We start from the raw sequence: 18,954 nt of genomic DNA, 5'->3' as shown, positions 1-18,954 counted from the left end.
CCTCTGCCCCCGGGTCTCAAATGCCGGCAGGCCGCCTCAGATCCAGCGTCAGCGGGAATTCCGGCGAACCCGTCTCGGCGCGCGGGATGAAACCGCCCGCCGTATGCCCCCACGGCTCGAAGCGGGCCAACCGCCTTGCTTCCGCCTCGTTGCCGTTGACCGGGAAGGTGTCATAGGTCCGGCCGCCCGGATGGGCAACATGATAGATGCAGCCGCCAATCGAACGCTTCGACCATGTATCATAAATGTCAAAAGTCAAAGGTGTGTTGATCGGCAGCACCGGATGCAAGCCCGAAGCCGGCTGCCATGCCTTGTAGCGAACGCCGGCGACCGATACGCCCGACGTGCCGGTCGGCGTCAGCGGCAGGACGCGGCCGTTGCAGGTGACGGTGTAGCGCGCGGTATTGCTGGTTTCGAAGCGTACCTGCAGGCGTTCGACGGACGAATCGACATAGCGAACCGTGCCGCCGATCGCGCCTTGCTCACCCATGACGTGCCAAGGTTCCAGCGCCTGACGCAGTTCCAGCTTCGATCCTTCATAGTCGACCTCGCCGCAGAAGGGGAAGCGGAATTCGAGCTGGGCCTTGAACCATTCAGGGCTGAGATCGAAGCCGTTTTGACGCAAGTCCGCCAGCACATCGAGGAAGTCGGCCCAGACATAATGCGGCAGCATGAAGCGGTCGTGCAGCGAGGTTCCCCAGCGCACGAACTTGCCGTCGGCCGGTTTCATCCAGAAGCGGGCGATCAGCGCACGCACCAGCAGCTGCTGGGCCAGCGACATGCGGGCATTCGGCGGCATTTCGAAACCGCGGAACTCCACCAGGCCGAGGCGGCCCGTCGGGCCATCGGGGGAGAAGAGCTTGTCGATGCAGATTTCGGCGCGATGGGTATTGCCGGTCACGTCGATCAAGAGGTTGCGGAACAGGCGGTCGACGAGCCAGGGCAAAGGCTGCTGGCCGCGGCCGGGCGCCGGGATCTGCGCCAGTGCGATTTCCAGCTCGTAGAGGCTGTCGTGGCGGGCTTCATCGATGCGCGGCGCTTGGCTGGTCGGGCCGATGAACAGCCCGGAGAAGAGGTAGGAAAGCGAGGGATGGCGTTGCCAGTGCAGCACGAGGCTCTTCAGCAAATCCGGGCGGCGCAGAAAGGGGCTGTTGTTCGGATTGCTTCCGCCGACGACGACATGGTTGCCGCCGCCGGTGCCGGTATGGCGGCCGTCGATCATGAACTTGTCGGCGCCGAGACGGCTTTGGCGGGCCTCCTCGTAGATGGCAGTGGTGATGTCGACCGTCTCTTTCCATGTCGAGGACGGATGAATGTTGACTTCGATGACGCCGGGATCCGGGGCGACGCGGATGACGTTGATGCGCTCGTCTTGCGGCGGCGGATAGCCTTCGATGTGAACGGCGAGACAGAGAGCGGCGGCCGCTCGTTCGGTCGAGGCGATGAGATCGAGATAATCTTCGAGCGTTTCTGTGGGCGGCATGAAGACGCAGAGGCGGCCGTCGCGCGGCTCGACGGAAATCGCGGTGCGGACGTGGCCGCCGATCTCGTTCGACGATTGAGGTGCCGCCGGTTGCTGGCCGGTGAAGGGCTGGAAGTGCGCGGCCAGTAGCGGACGCCCGCTATCCTCGGCGAAATCCGGCAGTTCCGGGCGCTGCACAAACGGATCGAGCGGGTTGATATAGGGATATTGCGAGGGCGGGATATAGGCGAGCGAATTGAGCGGCAGACGATAGCCGACCGGGCTGTCGCCCGGCACGAGGAAGATGCGGCCGCGCCGCGTCGACCATTTCTCGCTCGTCCAGGTGCGGCCGCTGGCGCGCGCGTTCCAGGCCTGAACAGGCAGGACATAACCGGTCGGCCGGGTCAGTCCGCGATTGAAGACACGGGCGATACGGCTGCGCTCCTCGGCGTCCTTGAGCTTGGAATTCGCCGGATCGACATTCTCCGGCAGGTTCGCTTCCTTAGTAAGCCATTCGGCGGGATCCTCGAAGGCCGGCGCGACATATTCCGGGGACACATCCAGCTCGCCGGCAATCGCCGTGAGCAGCCGGCCGGCATCATCCTCCGTGACCTCATAATTGCGGCCCTCGGTGGCGACGAGATTGTCATCGGACCAGATCGGCAAGCCATCTTTGCGCCAGTAGAGCGAGAAGGTCCAGCGCGGCAGGCTTTCGCCCGGATACCATTTGCCCTGGCCGTAATGCAGAAAGCCGTTCGGGGCGAAGCGGGTGCGAAGCCGGCGGATGAGCGCGTCCGCCTTTTCGCGCTTGGTCGGGCCGACGGCCTCGGTGTTCCATTCGGCGGATTGAAAATCGTCGATCGAAACGAAGGTCGGCTCGCCGCCCATGGTGAGGCGCACATCCTCGGTTTCGAGGATACGATCGACTTTCTCGCCGAGTTCGTTGAGTTCGTTCCAGCTGTCATCGGAGAAGGGCTTGGTGATGCGCGGATGCTCGGCAACGCGCGAGACCTTCATATCGAAGGCGAATTCGGTTTCGGCCTCGCCGAAATAGCCGCCCGAGATCGGCGCAGCGTTGCGGTAATGCGGCGTCGCTGCAAGCGGGATATGGCTTTCGCCGGTCAGGAGGCCGGAGGTCGGATCGAGGCCGACCCAGCCGGCACCCGGCAGATAGACCTCGGCCCAGGCATGCAGGTCGGTAAAATCGACTTCGGTCCCGGAGGGGCCATCGAGCGCCTTTAGGTCAGGCGTCAGCTGAATGAGGTAGCCGGAGACGAAGCGCGCGGCAAGGCCGAGATGGCGCAGGATCTGGACGAGCAGCCAGCTGGTGTCGCGACAGGAGCCTTTGGCGTTTTCCAACGTCTCTTCCGGCGTCTGCACACCGGCTTCCATGCGGATGACATAGCCGATCTGCCGCTGCAGGCGGGCGTTCAAACCGACGACCATATCGATCGTCGGCTGGCCCGGCGACCAATCGAGCGTCGGCAGCAGTGCCTTGAGACGCGGGCCGGCGGGCTCCGGCGTCATGTAGATCGACAGATCCTCACGGATGGTTTCAGGATAGTCGAACGGCCACTTGGTCGCCTCCTCCTCTACGAAGAAATCGAAGGGATTATAGACCGTCATGTCGGCGACCAGGTCGACCTCGATCTTGAACTCGGTCACGGGATCGGGGAAGACGTAGCGGGCGAGGTAATTGCCGTAGGGGTCCTGCTGCAGGTTGACGAAGTGGTTGGAGGGCGTGACCTTCAACGAGTGGCTGAGCACCCGCGTCTTCGAATGCGAGGCCGGTTTCAATCGGATGATCTGTGGGCCGAGGCGGACCGGTTTGTCGTAGGTATAATGCGTCAGATGATAGATGCTGGCTTTGATCGACATATTTCTCTTTTTATCCGGCGCGCATCATTGTGCGGCTTGCTGTTCCCGAAGTCAGTGTGTGCAATGCAGCGAAAGAAAGCAAGGGCCGAACTTCGAGGACGCGGCGGCTTTTAGGCCGCTTTGGCGAAGGTGACCGCCGCCTTCAGACCCTTGCCGCCCGCGCCCGGTTCCAGCGTCAGAGCCGCGTTGAAAAGATTGGCGATTTCTTCGACGATCGGCAGGCCGAGGCCGGCGCCGGGCGCGCCGGAATCATTGCCGCGCGAAAAGCGCCTGCGAACCGCCTCCAGCTTCTCGCTGGGAATACCGGGACCATTGTCCTCGACTTCGAGGCGAACCGTGTCGGCGGCTGCGATGATGCGGACGGTGACCTCAGCCCCTTTGCCGGCATAGGCGATGGCGTTGCCGGCGAGATTGCGCAGCATCTCGCCGATCAGCAGCGGCTCGGCGCGGATCATGGCCGGGCTTTCGCCTTCGAAGCCGAGATCGATGCCGGCGACGCCGGCCGCCGGGATCTGCTCGCCGGTGATTTCCTGAGCGATTGCCGCAAGGTCGATGGCGGAGGCGGTCAGCGCCTCCTTGGCCGTGGCGGCGTCGATCTTCGCCATCAGGAGAAGCTGAGCAAGCATGCGCTCGGCATGCGCCACGGCCTGGTCTCCCTTCAGCGCCGCCGCCTGGGCTTCATCGAGCGTGCCGGCGCGGGCGGAAAGGGCGAGCTGGGTGCGGATGATCGCTAAGGGCGTGCGCAACTGATGGCTGGCGTTGCCGGTGAAATTGCGCAGCGCATCGAGGGCCGACTGCAGGCGGACCATGAAAGAGTTCACCGTATCGACCAGCGGCTCGACCTCGCTCGGCACGGTTTGTTCGATCGGATGCAGATCGTCAGGGCTGCGTTCGCCGATAGCGTCGCCGAGCTTGTAGAGCGGGCGGAGCGCCACCGTGACCGATATCCAGACGATCACCGCCGCGCCCAGGATCATGAAGGCGAGACGTAGCGCCGAACGTACGAGAATCGCCTGCGTCAATTGCCGACGGGCGATGGTGGTTTCGGCGACCGTCACGACGAAGGGCACGGAGCGGATGCCCGTCGAGGCCGAGCGCTCGAGAGTGGCGATGCGGATCGGTTCGCCGCGGAAGCTGTCGTCGGCAAAGGCCGCTGCATTGCCGGGCGTTTTCTTCAGGACCGGCAGGGATTGATAGCCGGTGATGAATTGACCCGGAGGGCCGTCAACACGGTAGAAGACCCGGTCCTGCGCCGCCGAGGTCAGCATTTCAAGAGCGACATAGGGAATGTCGACCTGCAATGTCCCGTCTTCGGCGACGACGACGCGTTCGGCAATTGCCAGAGCGGAGCCGGCGAGCACGCGGTCGGAGACGATATTCGACGTCTGGACCGCTTCGCGATAAGTATCGGCGAGCGCCAGCGTGCCGATGACGGCGGTCGAGATCAGCAGCCAGAAGAGCAGCCGGCGCCTGAGGGAGTAGGCGGCTTTCATGAGGCCCCGGGCAGCTTGTCGAGATAGTATCCGATGCCGCGGGCGGTCTTGACCGTCAGGCCGTGCGGCGAGAGGCGTTTCCTCAGCCGGCTGACATATTGCTCGATCGCGTTTGCGGAAATATCGTCGTCGAAGGCCGTCAGCGACTGGATGATCGCCTCCTTGGCCACAACCTTGCCGGCCCGCATGAAGAGGATTTCGAGCAAGCCGAGTTCGCGGGCGGGAATATCGAGCGGGGTATCGCCTGATGAAAAGGTGCGGGAATTGAGGTCGAAGGAAATGCCGCCGAAACCGACGGTCGCCGAACGCAGCCCGGCCTGGCGGCGCAGCAGCACGCGTACGCGGGCCTCGAATTCGGTAATATCGAACGGTTTGATCAGATAATCGTCGGCGCCGAGATCGAGACCCTTCACCCGTTCTTCCGGCGTGCCCCGCGCCGTCAGGATCAGGACGGCTGCTTGGTTCTGCCGGGCGCGCATGGCGCGCAGCACGTCGAGCCCGTCCATCTCGGGCAGGTTGAGGTCGAGAATGACAAGATCGAAATTTTCCGCGGCGATAACCGCATTTGCGGATGCGCCGTCATGGACGACATCGACGGCATGGCCCGTGCCGCGCAAAATCGCCGACAGGCCGTCGGCCAACGCGATATTATCTTCTGTGAGGAGGATGCGCACGGATGTTCCCTCTGTTTTCAAAGGAGATTACAGAGGTGACCGAGCGATGTCATAGCGATTTTCAAAATTAAGTGAATGGCCGGGGACGAGATTTCAGCTCCCGGTCCTCTCGACCCGTTCACGTTCCGTCATTGCGATCGCCAACAATTTCCGGAAGCGGGGCTCCTCGCGGATGTTGTCGAGGTCGGAATCATTGTCGAACCATTTGATATGATAGACGGAGCTGTGCGGCAGCAGCTTCTCGAGCAGGTCGATTGCTCGGTCGGTATCGCCGAGGACGGAATAGACGCAGGCAAGATTGTACTGGGCGACAATGTCGTCGGGATCGATGGCGATCGCGCGGGCGGCCCAGTCGCGCGCCCGCTTCGCATCGCCGAGATGGGCAAGCGCCAGCGCGCCGCGATGGGCCGGGCCGGAGTTTTCGGGATTGAGATTCAGCGCACGTTCGGCGCGCAGCAGGCCGAGTCGTGCCCAGTTTTCCGTATCCACCGGACGGCCGAGGGAGCGGTAGGCCGACATCAGATGGATCGGCGAGACGTAGTCGTCAGGGCGGATTTCGGCGGCGCGGGTGAAATATTGAACGGATTTGGCAAAGTTGCCGCGCATGAAGAAGAACCGGGCGTAATGGAAATTCGCCTCGAAAAGGTTCGGGTCGAGCGTGAGGGCACGTTCGAAAGCGGCCGCCGCACGATCATCGAGGCCGCTCTGATGCAGGGCCAAGCCATGCGAGGCGTGGGCCTCGGGAAGATCGGGGTCGAGCTGAAGGGCCCGTGCGCTCATATCGAGAATGCGCCTCAGCGGCACATCGTCGGGCGCCCAGTCGCGGATCGCAGCGTCGCAATCGGCGATGCCGGCATAGGCCCGGGCATAATCAGGGTCAAGTTCTACGGCCTTGCAGAACATGCGCCTTGCGAGCTCGAGGTAGGATTTTGTCCAGGTGTGGGAGAGCTGGCGACCCCTGAGATAATAGGTATAAGCCTCGACATTGGCCGTCGGTTCGTTGGCGATTGCCTTCTTCTCCTCCGGCAGCAGGCGCACCTTCAGCTGACTGACGATCGCCTGTGTGATCTCGTCCTGGATGGCAAAGATGTCGGTAAGGTCGCGGTCGTAACGTTCGGCCCAGAGATGGTCGCCATTGGCAGTGTCGATCAGCTGGCCGGAGATGCGTACGCGCTTGTCGAAGATGCGTACGCTTCCTTCGAGCACATAGCGCACACCGAGTTCCTGGGCGAGGCGCTTCAACTTCACCGATATGCCCTTGTAGGTAAAGATGGTGTTGCGCGGCACGACGTGCAGGCTCGAGATCTTGGAAAGATCGGTGATGATGTCTTCGGTGATGCCATCGGAAAAATAATCCTGATCGGCGTCACCGCTCATATTTGTGAAGGGCAGCACGGCAATGAAGCAGGTATTGCGGTTCTCAGCCACCAGCCTGGTGGAGGAGGGTGGCGCCAAGGTGACGGTGTAGACCTGAACGGGCTGCCTGATATTCTTCAGCATGTGCTCGCCGATGAACTCGAAGCCGAGATTGAGGCGCGAGCCGACCTGGTCGCGCACGGAGGCCGACACGGCGATGCCGCCCGGTGCTGCGATACGCTCAAGCCTTGCGGCAAGATTGACGCCGTCGCCGAATATGTCGCCGTTCTCGACCACGACATCGCCGAGATTTATGCCGATGCGGAATTCAACGCGCTCGTCCTTCGGCACGTTCTCGTTGCGGGCCGACATGCTGCGCTGTATTTCGGCAGCGCAGGCGACGGCATTCACCACGCTCTGGAATTCGGCAAGGATGCCATCGCCGGTGAGTTTGACGATCCGGCCCTTGTAGTCGGAAATCCGAACGTCAATCAGCTCGCAGCGATGGCGGTTCAGCGCCTGCAAGGTGCCTGACTCATCCATGCCCATCAGTCGGCTGTAGCCGACGACATCCGCAGCGAGAATAGCGCTCAGTCGTCGTTCCATGACCCCTCCCATGGATCTTCCCAGGATAGTCTAGCTTTTTCTAGAGTTTTTGTCGCGTAGAGTCGTCCCCGAAAACAAGTTCGGGCGGCTTCGACGTTTTGACGCGGCAGCGCGACCATATATCGTCGCGGTTCTTCATCAATACTCTAAAGGGGTGAAGCATGGAACTGATCGCTAATCCTTTGTGGTGAAGAGGCCGTTCCCATTGAGGAAAGCGACATTATTGTCCGGATTGATGTTTCCCGGTCGGCAGCTTCGATCCAGCGCCCTTGCTCCTCTCTGTGCGCTCAGGCATTGTTGCTGCATGAGGAGAATTTGCATTTTGCTGCTGGCGTTCTGGCCGGGTTGCGTCCTGGCGGACCAAGCCTTCTTTCCGGCGAAGTCGGGCGATGCCGCCGCACCGGTGCTGACGGTCTATTCTTCGCTTGACGAGCCCTTGGCACAGCCGATGATCCGCGGTTTCCAGGAGGCCAATCCCGATGTCGCGGTAAGATATGAAGACATGCTGACCGGTGAAATCTACGACCGGATCGTCAGAGAAACCGATGCGGGCGGCAAAACGGCGGATTTTGCCTTTTCCTCAGCGATGGACCTGCAGGTGAAGCTTTCCAACGACGGCTATGCGCAGGTCAGCAATCTGCCGATGAGTGCTGCCTGGCCGAAATGGGCGAACTGGCGCAATACCGCCTATGCGCTGACCTTCGAGCCGGCGGTCTTTGTCTATCACAAGCCGAGCTTTGCGCACGAGCCGGTGCCGAGCTCGCGGGCGGAATTCGTGGACTATCTGAAGCGCAAGGGCAATGCGGTCTATGGCCGGATCAGCACCTACGATATCGAGCGCTCCGGTGTCGGCTTTCTTTTCATGGCGCGCGACCAGGAGCAATTCGGCGACATCTGGTCGGTGATCGGCGCGATGGGCGCGGCCGGCGTCAAGCTCTACTCGACGAGCTCGGCGATCCTCGAACGCGTCGCCGACGGGCGCTTCGTGCTCGGCTATAATATTCTCGGTTCCTACGCCGCCGACTGGGCTTCGCGGCACCCCGATGTCGGCATCGTGCTGCCGAAGGACTATACGGTGGTGATGTCGCGCATCGGGCTGGTGCCGCAGGCTGCAGCCGAGCCGGAGCTCGGCCGCCGCTACCTTGCCTTTTTCATGTCGAAGGAGGGCCAGACGACCATGGCGCGCGAGCTGCAGATCCCGGCCGTCAGCCCGGAGGTGGCGGGGGAGAACACTGCCAATACGCTGCAGGAACTGCTCGGCGCCCAACTTCGGCCGGTGCCGGTCAGTCCCGGGCTGATGGTCTATCTCGATCAGGTAAAGCGTGCGCGGCTGATCGCGCACTGGAACGAGGTTCTGCGGGCACAGTGAAGAAGGCCAGCTTTCGGCCGGTTCATGACCTCAATATCTGTTACACCTTCGGCGGGCTGCTGGCCCAATTACGGCAAAAAAGCGGCTTCTCCTTCTGGATATCTGGCCCATGTCAGCTAGATGACAGGTTGTTGTGGTGGCTTTGGCTACTTCTTCTCCGTGGAGGCGGAGAATTGAAGTTTGGGAGGCATTCCGCTCGTCATTCAGGACAACTGCGTCCGCTGGCCGGCCACCCCTTCCGATTCACTCGAGAATAACAGGCGGTTCGCTCAACCGCCCACGGAGGACACATCGTGAAGCATACGTTCATCGCAACCATTCTTGCAGCCGCCATCGCGCTGCCGGCCTATGCTGCCGACTACACCATCATCGCGCCGGCGGCTCCCGGCGGCGGCTGGGACCAAACGGCCCGTTCCCTGCAGGCTGCGCTGCAGCAGGAGAAGATCGCCGGCAACGTACAGGTCCAGAACGTTCCCGGCGCCGGCGGCACCATCGGCCTTGCGCAGTTTGCCAGCCAGGCTGCCGGCAATCCGAATTCGTTGATCGTCGGCGGCTATGTCATGGTCGGCGCCATCCTCACCAACAAATCGCCGGTGACGCTCAAGGATGTGACGCCGATTGCCCGTCTGACCGGCGAATATGAGGCCATCGTCGTTCCCGCCGCGTCCGACATCAAGACCATGGCCGATCTGGTCGCGGCGCTGAAGAAGGATCCGGGCTCGGTTTCCTGGGGCGGCGGCTCGGCCGGCGGCACCGACCACATCACCGCAGGACTGATTGCCAAGGCTTCCGGCGTCGACCCGACGAAGATCAACTATGTCGCCTTCTCCGGCGGCGGTGAAGCGCTCGCAGCCATTCTCGGCAACCAGGTCACAGCAGGCGTTTCGAGCTACAGCGAGTTCGAATCGCAGGTGAAGGCAGGCATGCTGCGTCTCCTCGCCGTCTCCAGCGACAAGCGTATCGACGGCGTCGACGCCCCGACACTGAAGGAGGCCGGCACCGACGTCAGCATCCAGAACTGGCGCATGGTCGCCGCAGCCCCCGGCCTGTCGGACGAGGAGGTAGCCAAGATCACAGCCGATTTCGAGAAGCTACACAGCTCCGCCACCTGGCAGGAAACGCTGAAGACCAAGGGCTGGGCCGACACCTATCTGTCCGGCGACGCCTTCAAGGCGCAGCTCGAAAAGGACGTCTCCGCCACTGAGGGCATTCTTAAAGAGATCGGACTTGTTCAATGAGCGAGGATAAGACCTCCTCGGCAACCGAGCGCCGCCCTGATCGGGCGGCGTTCATCATTGCCGTTTTTCTCTTCGCCATCGCCGGTGTGATGGCCTGGGATGCAACGCATCTGAAAACGATCGCACAGTACGCCCGCATCGGTCCGGCGACGGTGCCTGAGGTTGTGGCGTTCGGGCTCTTCTGTCTTGGCGTCTGGACCGCCGCCGAAGCTTGGCGCGGCGAGTTTCCGGAACGAGAAAAGCAAGAAGTGGCACCCGTCATCTGGATCGTCGCCGGTCTTGCCTGCCAGATGCTGCTTCTGCGCGTTGCCGGCTTCTCGATTGCGACCGGTATCCTGTTTGCGTTGACGGCACGCGGCTTCGGCAAACGCAAGCTCTGGATCTCGCTGCCGATCGGCATCGTTTTCAGCTTTGTCGTCTGGGCGATCTTCTCGCAGCTCCTACAGCTGACGCTGCCGGCCGGCCCGCTCGAACATCTGTTCTTCTGACAGCGCGGGACGCGCTGTCAGCTCTTTTGATTTTTCGCGGCGACCGATTGCGAAGGCACGGACGGGAACGCCGCCTGGGACACCAAGATGAGCACATTCGAATTCCTATGGCAGGGTATCCTGGTTGCGATGCAGCCGATGAACCTGGTTTACGCGCTGGTCGGCGTGACGCTCGGCACGGCCGTCGGCGTCTTGCCCGGCATTGGCCCGGCGCTCACCGTGGCGCTGCTGCTGCCGGCCACCTACAAGCTCGATCCGGGCGGCTCGCTGATCATGTTCGCCGGCATCTATTACGGCGGCATGTATGGCGGCTCGACGACGTCGATCCTGCTCAACACGCCGGGTGAAAGCGCCTCGATCGTCACCGCGCTCGAGGGCAACAAGATGGCGCGCGCCGGGCGCGGCGGACCCGCATTGGCGACGGCAGCGATCGGCTCCTTCGTCGCCGGCCTCATCGCCACGCTCGGGCTCGCCTTCATCGCGCCCTACATCGTCAAGCTGGCGCTGGTCTTCGGGCCGCGCGAATATTTCGCGCTGATGGTGCTCGCCTTCGTCACCGTCTCCTCGGCCTTCGGAGATTCGGCGCTTCGGGGCCTGACCGCGCTGTTCATCGGTTTCGCGCTTGCCATGGTCGGCATCGACCAGCAGACAGGGCAGGCCAGGCTTTCCTTCGGCATTCCCGACCTGCTCGACGGCGTCGAAGTGACGACGCTGGCGGTGGCAATGTTCGCGATCGGCGAGACGCTCTATATCGCAGCGCAGGGCAATCGGGTCGCGGAGCAGGTGGAGGCGGTCAAGGGTTCGCTCTGGATGAACGCGCAGGACTGGTCGCGCTCCTGGAAGCCCTGGCTTCGCGGCACGCTGATCGGTTTTCCGATCGGCGCCATGCCGGCGGGAGGCGCTGAAATCGGTACCTTCCTGTCCTACTCGACCGAAAAGCGGCTGGCGAAGAACCCGGAAGAATTCGGTCATGGTGCGATCGAAGGCGTGGCCGGACCGGAGGCGGCGAACAACGCATCTGCCGCCGGCACGCTGGTGCCGCTCCTGACCCTCGGCCTGCCGACGACGGCGACGGCGGCGATCATGCTCGCCGGCTTCCAGCAATACGGGCTGCAGCCGGGGCCGCTCCTGTTTGCCACCAATCCGCAGCTCGTCTGGGGACTGATCGCCAGCCTGCTCATCGCCAATGCAATGCTGCTCGTCCTCAACCTGCCGATGATCGGGCTCTGGGTGCGGCTGCTGACCATTCCGAAGCCATGGCTCTATGCCGGCATCCTGCTGTTTGCGACGCTCGGAACGATCGGCGCCAACCCTTCCGTGTTCGAGCTCGGCATGCTGCTCGCCTTCGGCCTGCTCGGCTATGTGATGCGGCTCTTCGGCTATCCGATCGCACCTGCCGTCGTCGGCCTCATCCTCGGGCCGTTGGCCGAGCAGCAGCTGCGCCGCGCACTGGCGATCAGCCAGGGCGATGTGACGACGCTGGTGATGTCACCAATCGCAGCAGGCCTTCTCATCGTTGCGGCGGCTGCGTTCCTGATCCCGCTGATCCTGCGCATCCGCGGTCGGGGCCAGGTGCTGTCGCAGCTGGCGGCAAACGAAGACTAGAAGAAAAAGACAACCTTACCCCTGCCTGGAGGCCGGCCATGGAACCATGCGCCGGCCTCTTCTTTTTGCATGGCTGCGGTGATTTTCCGTGCATTGTCGATGCGACAGCGCACCGCCATCTATGAGTGGTCAATCATAAAGCAAGAGGAACAGGACAATGTCCGCCATCCGCAATTCAGTCCACGCCGGCTTCCTGGGCCGCGCATTTGCTGCGCTGAGCGCCGCCAACGCGGTCAGCGCCGCTGTCGAAGCCGGCCGTCGTCCGCGCGCCCGCGACCTCAAGGAGCTTGGCATCGATCCGGCTTTGTTCGGTCAGGTCATCCGCTAAGCCGCTCAAGGCATGCAGGAATGAAACAGCCCGCAACCGGATGGTCGCGGGCTTTATTTATGTCGGAGTAGCCGCAACGCTGAGGCGCGTTGCGACCCGTAGTTGTCTGCCACGTCAGGCGTGCAGTTCCTCCCGCCGGTCGGCGTGATCTTCTGCCCGCTCGCGCCTGTTGTGGCGAATGGACGACCAGAGCGACAGGCCGATCAGTGCCGCGCCGCCGAGACCGGTGATTGCTTCGGGAATATGCACCAGGGTTTGCGCATACATGATCACTGCGAGGATTAGGATGGCGTAGAAGGCGCCATGTTCGAGGTAGCGGTATTCGGCAAGCGTTCCCTTCTCGACCAGCATGATCGTCATCGAGCGCACGTACATGGCGCCGATGCCGAGGCCGATCGCAATGACGAAGAGGTTCTGCGTCAAGGCGAAGGCCCCGATGACGCCGTCGAAGGAGAAGCTGGCATCCAGCACCTCCAGATAGATGAAGGCGCCGAGGCCGCCCTTGGCGGCAGCGCTCATCGTCTGCTGCGACGCGTCGAGCAACTCGCCGACGACCTCGACCGCGAGGAAGGTGAGCAGGCCGTAAATGGCGCAATGGACGAAGATGCTGGCTTCCTCGCCGCCGATCAGCCAGGAGAAGACAAGCATCAGCGCCAGCACGAAGGCGATCTCGATGCCCCTGATGGTGGCCGAGCGCGCCATCACCTTTTCAAGGCCGCGAAGCCAATGGATCGTCTTCTCATGGTCGAAGAAATAGCTGAGGCCGACCATCATCAGGAACGTGCCGCCGAAGGCTGCGATCGGCAGATGCGCATCGTTCATGATGCGGGCATACTCCTCGGGTTCGCGGGCGGCGAGCACCAGAGCGTCCCAAGGGCCGATCCGTGCGGCGATCGCGACGATCGCCAACGGAAAGACGATGCGCATTCCGAAGACGGCAATGATGATGCCCCAGGTGAGGAATCGTTTCTGCCAGACCGGCGTCATCTCCTTCAGCTTGTTGGCATTGACGATGGCATTATCGAAGGAGAGCGAGATCTCCAGCACCGCAAGCACGGTGCAGATGAAGAAGACGGTCGCCATGCCGCCGGTCGTGCCGGTCGTCTGCCAACCAAGCACGGCGCCGAGAACAAGGCCGAGAGCCGTGACGATGAACGCCCAGCGGAAATAGCCGAGCGAGGATTTAGTGGTCTGGGGCTGGTTCATGGCCGCACCTCGCGGCCGCACAGCTTGTTGGAGAGGGTGGAGATTTTGTCAAAACGCCGCATGCCACAACGGGCATGCTGACGAGGCATGGTGAGCTTTTTCATCGATGAAAAATCCGCCGGCTGAGTTGCAGGCGGTACCGACATCACGAGAGCGCCGTAAAAACTCTCGCCAGAGGGGCCCGGCACCAATGTTTCCCGTAGCCGATGTCTGGAAGGCTGCGGGATGGGCCTTAGGTAATCTACTTCCCAAACCAGTCAAGGCCAAACGCCCCACGGAAAACCGCATAATTTCGGGAACCATCCGCGCCTCCGCTCGTTAAACCCTGGTTGAGCTGAAAAGGACGCCGATGATGCACACTTCGACCCATATTCCCGACAAACGCACAGAGGCATCCGACCGCATGAAGCGGGCAAAGCCGAACCGCATGCAGAAGGCACAGGTGCTGCCGCCGCATCACGTCGATCTGACGCTGACGCCCGGCGTCTATCACGACATTCACGTGCCGGCACATGTGAGCGGTGCGGACCTCTCCAAAGGAGGCCCCGACATCAAAGCTCATACGAAAACGAAGAAATAGCGGCTCCGAGGGCTTTTCGGCGCACTGACAGTTGATTTGAAACACAGGGTGAGAAGCACATGACAATGAACTTTGTGCCCCGGGATATTGTTATCCGGCACGAAAATGAATGGCAGGCCATCCGCGAGGGGGCGGACAACCGCATCGAGATCGGTAAACGCAAACAGCCGATCGGTTCCCCCATCAGCGGCGCCGCATCGGCCGGAAAAAACGAGTCTTCAGCTCAACGTCCGGACTAGGCGAAAGACAAACCTCTGGAGATAGGCGCCCGGCGATGCCGGGCGTTTTGTCGTCTAGCGCATCGGCCCGCGTCAAAGATAACGGCCCTCGCCAACCTTTCGGAAAGGATTGGGCAGCGATAATCCCGGCCTCACGGGATTCGGAAAGATGGTCAAGACAGCGACACGCGGCCGCCGCAAGGCGCCGGCGAGAGGAAAGAGCAGAGCACGCAGCAGTGGCGGATTGCTGCCCTGGGCGGTGATCGGCATTGCCGCGGTCGGCGGCATCGTGGCTCACGACAATTGGAAGAGCCTTCAGCCGCTGCTTGAACGGCAGTCCACGCCGATCGCACGCGAAATGGCGGAGCCGAGACCTGTCGCCAGGAAGGATGTGCCGCCGAAGCAGGTGGCGCTTGCCGCACCGACGCCGAGAGCCGCGCCGACGGCGCTACAGGCGCCGCCGCTGCCGCCGGCCGCAATCCCGACGCCGGCCATCCAACCGATCAAGGCGGTGCCGGCCCCGGCCTCTCCCGGAGCCCAGCAGACGGCGACGGGCGCCTTCGGCTATTGCGGGCAGGGCGCGCACATCAATTGCGTCGGCGACGGCGGCGTTTTCTGGTACAAGGGCGAAAAGATCGTCATTGCCGATATGGCAAGCCCGGTGGCCGACCAGGCGCGCTGCGATGACGAACGCAGGGTGGCCTTTGCCGCGAAGCTGCGCCTGCTGGCGCTTCTGAACGCCGGCCCGTTCACCATCGATGCGGCCGGAAAGACGGAGTCCCCAGGCGCGCCGCGGATCGTCTCGCGCGACGGACGCTCTTTTGGCGCACAGCTGATCAAGGAAGGGCTGGCGCGCAAGCCGGGGGCTGCCGGCGGCGCGTGGTGCGCTGCCTGACGGCAGCTATTTTCCCTTTTTCACCAGCTTGCCGCCGGTACGGAAGCTGCCGGTGAAGGAGGAGTCCTTGCTTTCGGCGGTGCATTCGATCGCGATCGGCTTGCCGGCGTAGGGATTGCCGAAGGTGCAGAAACCGGCGACCTTGACTTGGCCGGTCATCTTGTTGCCGACGCCCGTCGTGACGAGGCTCAGCGGCAGGCGAGCATTGCCGTTCGAGGCCGGCTTGATGCCGCTGCCATCGCCCTGGAAACCGAGCGCCTTTCCGTCCGAAGTGAAGATGAAGGTCACCGAGCCGTTGGCCAGGGTGACGCTGGCAAGCTCATTTTTGCAGCCCTTCGTGGCGTCGAACTTGGCGACGACCAGTTTGGCGCATTTGCCGGAAAGCGTAATGACGCCGGGGGCGCCGGGAAATGTCTCTGGCGGGGAGGCGGGCGCAGCAGCGGCTGGCAAGGCGAGGACGGCGGCAACAAGGCCGGCGGCGACAAGCGCGGATAATTTCATTTCGATCTCAAACCCCATCTCGTGGCGAAGCGAATCAGTGCTTCAGCCTCGGTTCGCCATGGCATGGTTCTGTGTCCGAATTTGGCTCTGTTGTCGACGGCACCAGGATTTCGCCGACGACCGGGCCGGATCGGCGATCGGTGGCGGATGAGCGGAAGGTCTTTTGAACTGAGTGGGTACAGATGGCTTGGGATGCTCGAGATCGACAGCGACCCGATGCGACTTGACGGTGGCAAGGCGCTCATCGAGCGCCTGCCGTCTTGACCGTATTTCTGGGTTGGACGCACTTCGGATCAAGGGGAATGGGCCCAGGCAGGGAAGTCCAGGCCCATTCTTTCCCGATCGGAGGTCAGTCAGATCAGGAATTCGTGGCCGCCGGCCCGCAGCGCCGCGCGTCTTTTCAGATGCACAAAGAGCGCTGTGGTTGATTGCCAGCAGCCTTTTATTAGAACGTGCGCTGCAGGCGGAAGTAGCCCGAGGTGACGTCGTCAGCATTGTCCGGATCGAGGTACTGAACCGAAACCTTTGCCGAGAAGTTGTCGACGATCTGGTAGTCGACCGTTACGCCGGCCTTCCAGGCGTTAACGTCATCCTTGAACTCGCCGGCAGTGATGCCGTAGTTGTCGTAGTACTGAACAGCCGGGGTGATCTTGAGCTTGTCGGTCGCCTTGATGGCGTACTCGGCAGCAATCGCCCATTCAGCCTTGTTGTAATAAGCGTTCGGATTGCTTGCGTAGACAACTGCGAGGCCGAGCGTGCCTGGACCGACGGCAACCGTACCCATTGCACGGACGGCACCTTCTTCGTTGTCGGTGTCGTAACCAGCCGTGATCTGGTAGCTGAAGATACCAGCCTTGCCGCCGAGACCGACTGCAACGCCGACGTTGTTAGCGGTTTCGCCGTTGTAGAACGGGCTGTCTTCCAGCTCGTCGACGCTGATGCCGGCGTAGAAGGCGTCGGTTTCGTACTGATAACGCAGCGAGTTGTGCAGCGTGACCGGAGAGCCGATATCGTCGGTTTCGCCGGAGAGGCCGTCGTCCCACCAGCTGTAGAACAGACCAGCGCGGAAGCCGGCGATGTCGAGGTAAGCCGAGTCGAGCTGGGCCCTCTGTGCCGAAGCGTTGTCAGCGTTGAACTGCATGACGATGACGCCGGTCAGCGGACCATATTCGGTGTCGCTCTTGGCCGTGAATTGAACCTGGCCGCGGGTACGGGCGTCCCAATCCGAGTCGTTGGCGACAGAACCGCCGCCGCCGGCGCCGATCGAGCTGGCGTTCGGAGCAACGTCCACCTGGAAACGGACGTAACCGTTGATCTTCAGGCAGGTTTCGGTGCCCGGGATATAGAAGTAGCCGGTGCCGTAAGCGTCGCAGACGCGAACATATTCAACCGGTTCCGGTTCGGCGGCGACGATAGCGTCAGCGGCCTGAGCGCTGGATACTGCTGCGAGAGCAGCAGCGGAGCCGAGAAGAAGGCTCTTGATGTTCATGGAATAACCTCCAGTTCAGATGCGAGAGGATGAAGACCGTTGCCATCGGCAGTCCCTACATGTCTTCACCCCGTGTGATCGAAGCGGCACCTTTTTAGCTTGGTGTCTGCCTCGCCGCGGAAGTTACAGAAGGGTTGTTGCACCGCAACGTGATTGTCGATCATGACAACACACTGGATAGCTATGTTGCTGAAATCACACGCGTTTTGTCACAAATTCGTCATCTGTTTGTCGCAAAAATCATACTTTTGAATTTTGAACAACGAGGGCTGAGCATTCAGCAATGGTATGCAATTGATGCTCGAATGAACGCATCCTCATATGAGAGCGCGCCGTAACTGCAATCTGCGTGAGTCGGCGCAGGGCCAGGCGACCGGATTGCCTGGACATGCCGATCAATCGGAGCAAGGGACGGATCTAAATGATTGCGACATCCTCAAACGGAGACAGCAATCGCCTCGCTCCCTAAAGCACGTCACATGAATCAGGTTTGATGCGACGTGCCTTAAGGACTTTTGAAGTCGTCCCAGAGGATCGCCGCCCCAGCCCCGAACATCGTGATCGGAATCAGCCAAAACTTGATGCTGATCGGTTGAACGACATGAAACTGCATGTAACCGAAACCGAAGAGGCCAACCCCAGCCAGGACGAGCCCCAGAATTATGGATATCGCTTTACGTGTCAGCGTCCTTTGCGTCATGCGTCCCCTGCTTCCCGCATGGATGGTCGTCCCACAGCCGATAGATCCCGCCCGATCTGGTCGGAGCTAATCACGCAAGCCCCCTCGCGCTAAAGTCCGGATTCAGGCGCACGCCGGTCTTGATAAATAAAATCCCGATCGGAGATCTGTCAATGATGTCAGGGAGATCGGATGGTGGGCGTGACAGGGATTGAACCTGTGACCCCTACGATGTCAACGTAGTGCTCTCCCGCTGAGCTACACGCCCATCCGATGGCGGCGCATAGATCACAAAACCTTTGGAGCCGTCAATAGGCTTTTTTCAGTTTTGTGACGCGCCGCCCGACAAGCCTTACGCGGCAAGCATTTTATTGACCTCATCGACGAGATCGCGCAGGTGGAAAGGCTTGGAAAGGACCTTGGCATCCTTCGGCGCCTTCGAATCGGGGTTCAGCGCCACGGCGGCAAATCCGGTGATGAACATCACCTTCAGGTCGGGGTCGAGTTCGGTGGCGCGGCGAGCCAGCTCGATGCCATCCATTTCGGGCATGACGATATCGGTCAGGAGCAGAGAGAACGGCTCCTCGCGCAGGCGGTCATAGGCGCTGGCGCCGTTGTCGTAAGAAAGGACCTTGTAGCCGGCCTTTTCGAGGGCTTTCACCAGGAAACGGCGCATGTCATTGTCGTCTTCGGCGAGAAGTATCTTCTGAGTCATCAATCCAGACCGCTAATCAATAGGTTTTGGGTGGGCTGCCAGCCGTTTACACTAGTCTTTGTCCGGTAAACAACCGGTGAATTGCCTATGCGCGACCGCCATCCCTCCTACATAGTATGGACTTGCGGCCGGGCAACTGGCAACATGGGCGAAGCAGTCAGTTCATGACATGGT

General features: G+C 61.7%; 17 protein-coding genes and 1 tRNA gene. 8 read left to right on the top strand and 10 right to left on the bottom strand.

Features of this window, described 5'->3' with window-relative positions; translation table 11 throughout:
- Positions 1–16 precede the first annotated feature (16 nt).
- The 4 genes from NMA58_RS17470 to NMA58_RS17455 form a co-directional block, all read right to left on the bottom strand.
- Positions 17–3,340 (bottom strand): DUF2126 domain-containing protein, encoded by a 3,324-nt coding sequence (locus NMA58_RS17470; protein WP_434711458.1) that lies wholly within the window; start codon positions 3,338–3,340, stop codon positions 17–19.
- A gap of 110 nt (positions 3,341–3,450) precedes the next feature.
- On the bottom strand, positions 3,451–4,833 hold the full coding sequence (locus tag NMA58_RS17465) for a sensor histidine kinase (protein WP_434711457.1): 1,383 nt from the start codon (positions 4,831–4,833) through the stop codon (positions 3,451–3,453).
- Positions 4,830–5,507, bottom strand: coding sequence for a response regulator (locus NMA58_RS17460; protein WP_085779464.1), 678 nt, complete (start codon positions 5,505–5,507; stop codon positions 4,830–4,832). The genes NMA58_RS17465 and NMA58_RS17460 overlap by 4 nt, the downstream gene beginning before the upstream one ends.
- Before the next feature lie 93 nt (positions 5,508–5,600).
- Complete coding sequence (locus tag NMA58_RS17455; RefSeq protein WP_434711456.1) at positions 5,601–7,469, bottom strand: TPR end-of-group domain-containing protein; 1,869 nt, start codon at positions 7,467–7,469, stop codon at positions 5,601–5,603.
- 322 nt (positions 7,470–7,791) lie between these two features.
- Between NMA58_RS17455 and NMA58_RS17450 the strand changes: the two genes are divergently transcribed.
- The 5 genes from NMA58_RS17450 (at position 7,792) to NMA58_RS17430 (ending at position 12,497) form a co-directional block, all read left to right on the top strand.
- A complete protein-coding gene (locus NMA58_RS17450; RefSeq protein ID WP_434711455.1) occupies positions 7,792–8,838 on the top strand; it encodes an ABC transporter substrate-binding protein in 1,047 nt (348 codons plus the stop codon).
- 293 nt (positions 8,839–9,131) lie between these two features.
- The gene (locus tag NMA58_RS17445; RefSeq protein ID WP_434711454.1) at positions 9,132–10,076 is read left to right on the top strand and encodes a Bug family tripartite tricarboxylate transporter substrate binding protein; all 945 of its coding nucleotides are present in this window, start codon (positions 9,132–9,134) and stop codon (positions 10,074–10,076) included.
- The gene (locus NMA58_RS17440; RefSeq protein ID WP_097597242.1) at positions 10,073–10,564 is read left to right on the top strand and encodes a tripartite tricarboxylate transporter TctB family protein; all 492 of its coding nucleotides are present in this window, start codon (positions 10,073–10,075) and stop codon (positions 10,562–10,564) included. The genes NMA58_RS17445 and NMA58_RS17440 overlap by 4 nt, the downstream gene beginning before the upstream one ends.
- Before the next feature lie 87 nt (positions 10,565–10,651).
- A complete protein-coding gene (locus NMA58_RS17435) occupies positions 10,652–12,169 on the top strand; it encodes a tripartite tricarboxylate transporter permease (protein ID WP_011426797.1) in 1,518 nt (505 codons plus the stop codon).
- A gap of 157 nt (positions 12,170–12,326) precedes the next feature.
- Entirely contained in the window at positions 12,327–12,497 is a 171-nt protein-coding gene (locus NMA58_RS17430; RefSeq protein ID WP_183698724.1) for a hypothetical protein, read from the top strand.
- Between the two features lie 114 nt (positions 12,498–12,611).
- On the opposite strand, the gene NMA58_RS17425 is transcribed toward NMA58_RS17430, so the two are convergent.
- A complete protein-coding gene (locus NMA58_RS17425) occupies positions 12,612–13,703 on the bottom strand; it encodes a DUF475 domain-containing protein (protein WP_434711453.1) in 1,092 nt (363 codons plus the stop codon).
- 349 nt (positions 13,704–14,052) lie between these two features.
- On the opposite strand from NMA58_RS17425, the gene NMA58_RS17420 reads away from it, so the two are divergent.
- From NMA58_RS17420 to NMA58_RS17410, 3 genes are all read left to right on the top strand, one after another.
- Entirely contained in the window at positions 14,053–14,283 is a 231-nt protein-coding gene (locus NMA58_RS17420; protein ID WP_176536215.1) for a hypothetical protein, read from the top strand.
- 59 nt (positions 14,284–14,342) lie between these two features.
- A complete protein-coding gene (locus NMA58_RS17415; RefSeq protein WP_085779457.1) occupies positions 14,343–14,522 on the top strand; it encodes a hypothetical protein in 180 nt (59 codons plus the stop codon).
- A 148-nt stretch (positions 14,523–14,670) separates the two neighbouring features.
- Entirely contained in the window at positions 14,671–15,396 is a 726-nt protein-coding gene (locus tag NMA58_RS17410) for a hypothetical protein (protein WP_183698727.1), read from the top strand.
- Between the two features lie 6 nt (positions 15,397–15,402).
- Here NMA58_RS17410 and NMA58_RS17405 read toward each other — a convergent pair whose 3' ends face one another.
- The 5 genes from NMA58_RS17405 to cpdR1 form a co-directional block, all read right to left on the bottom strand.
- Positions 15,403–15,897 (bottom strand): hypothetical protein, encoded by a 495-nt coding sequence (locus NMA58_RS17405; protein ID WP_183698729.1) that lies wholly within the window; start codon positions 15,895–15,897, stop codon positions 15,403–15,405.
- 445 nt (positions 15,898–16,342) lie between these two features.
- A complete protein-coding gene (locus NMA58_RS17400; RefSeq protein ID WP_434711452.1) occupies positions 16,343–17,386 on the bottom strand; it encodes a porin in 1,044 nt (347 codons plus the stop codon).
- A gap of 505 nt (positions 17,387–17,891) precedes the next feature.
- The gene (locus tag NMA58_RS17395) at positions 17,892–18,086 is read right to left on the bottom strand and encodes a hypothetical protein (protein ID WP_434711451.1); all 195 of its coding nucleotides are present in this window, start codon (positions 18,084–18,086) and stop codon (positions 17,892–17,894) included.
- 172 nt (positions 18,087–18,258) lie between these two features.
- Positions 18,259–18,333: transfer RNA gene (locus tag NMA58_RS17390), tRNA-Val, on the bottom strand.
- An 84-nt stretch (positions 18,334–18,417) separates the two neighbouring features.
- Complete coding sequence (gene cpdR1, locus NMA58_RS17385) at positions 18,418–18,780, bottom strand: response regulator CpdR1 (RefSeq protein ID WP_003542883.1); 363 nt, start codon at positions 18,778–18,780, stop codon at positions 18,418–18,420.
- Positions 18,781–18,954 lie beyond the last annotated feature (174 nt).

The organism is Rhizobium sp. YTUHZ045 (genome assembly GCF_051124255.1).
Classification (GTDB): Bacteria; Pseudomonadota; Alphaproteobacteria; order Rhizobiales; family Rhizobiaceae; genus Rhizobium.
The sequence above is the reverse complement of the archived record's forward strand: the minus strand, read 5'-3'. Positions and strand labels throughout refer to the sequence as shown.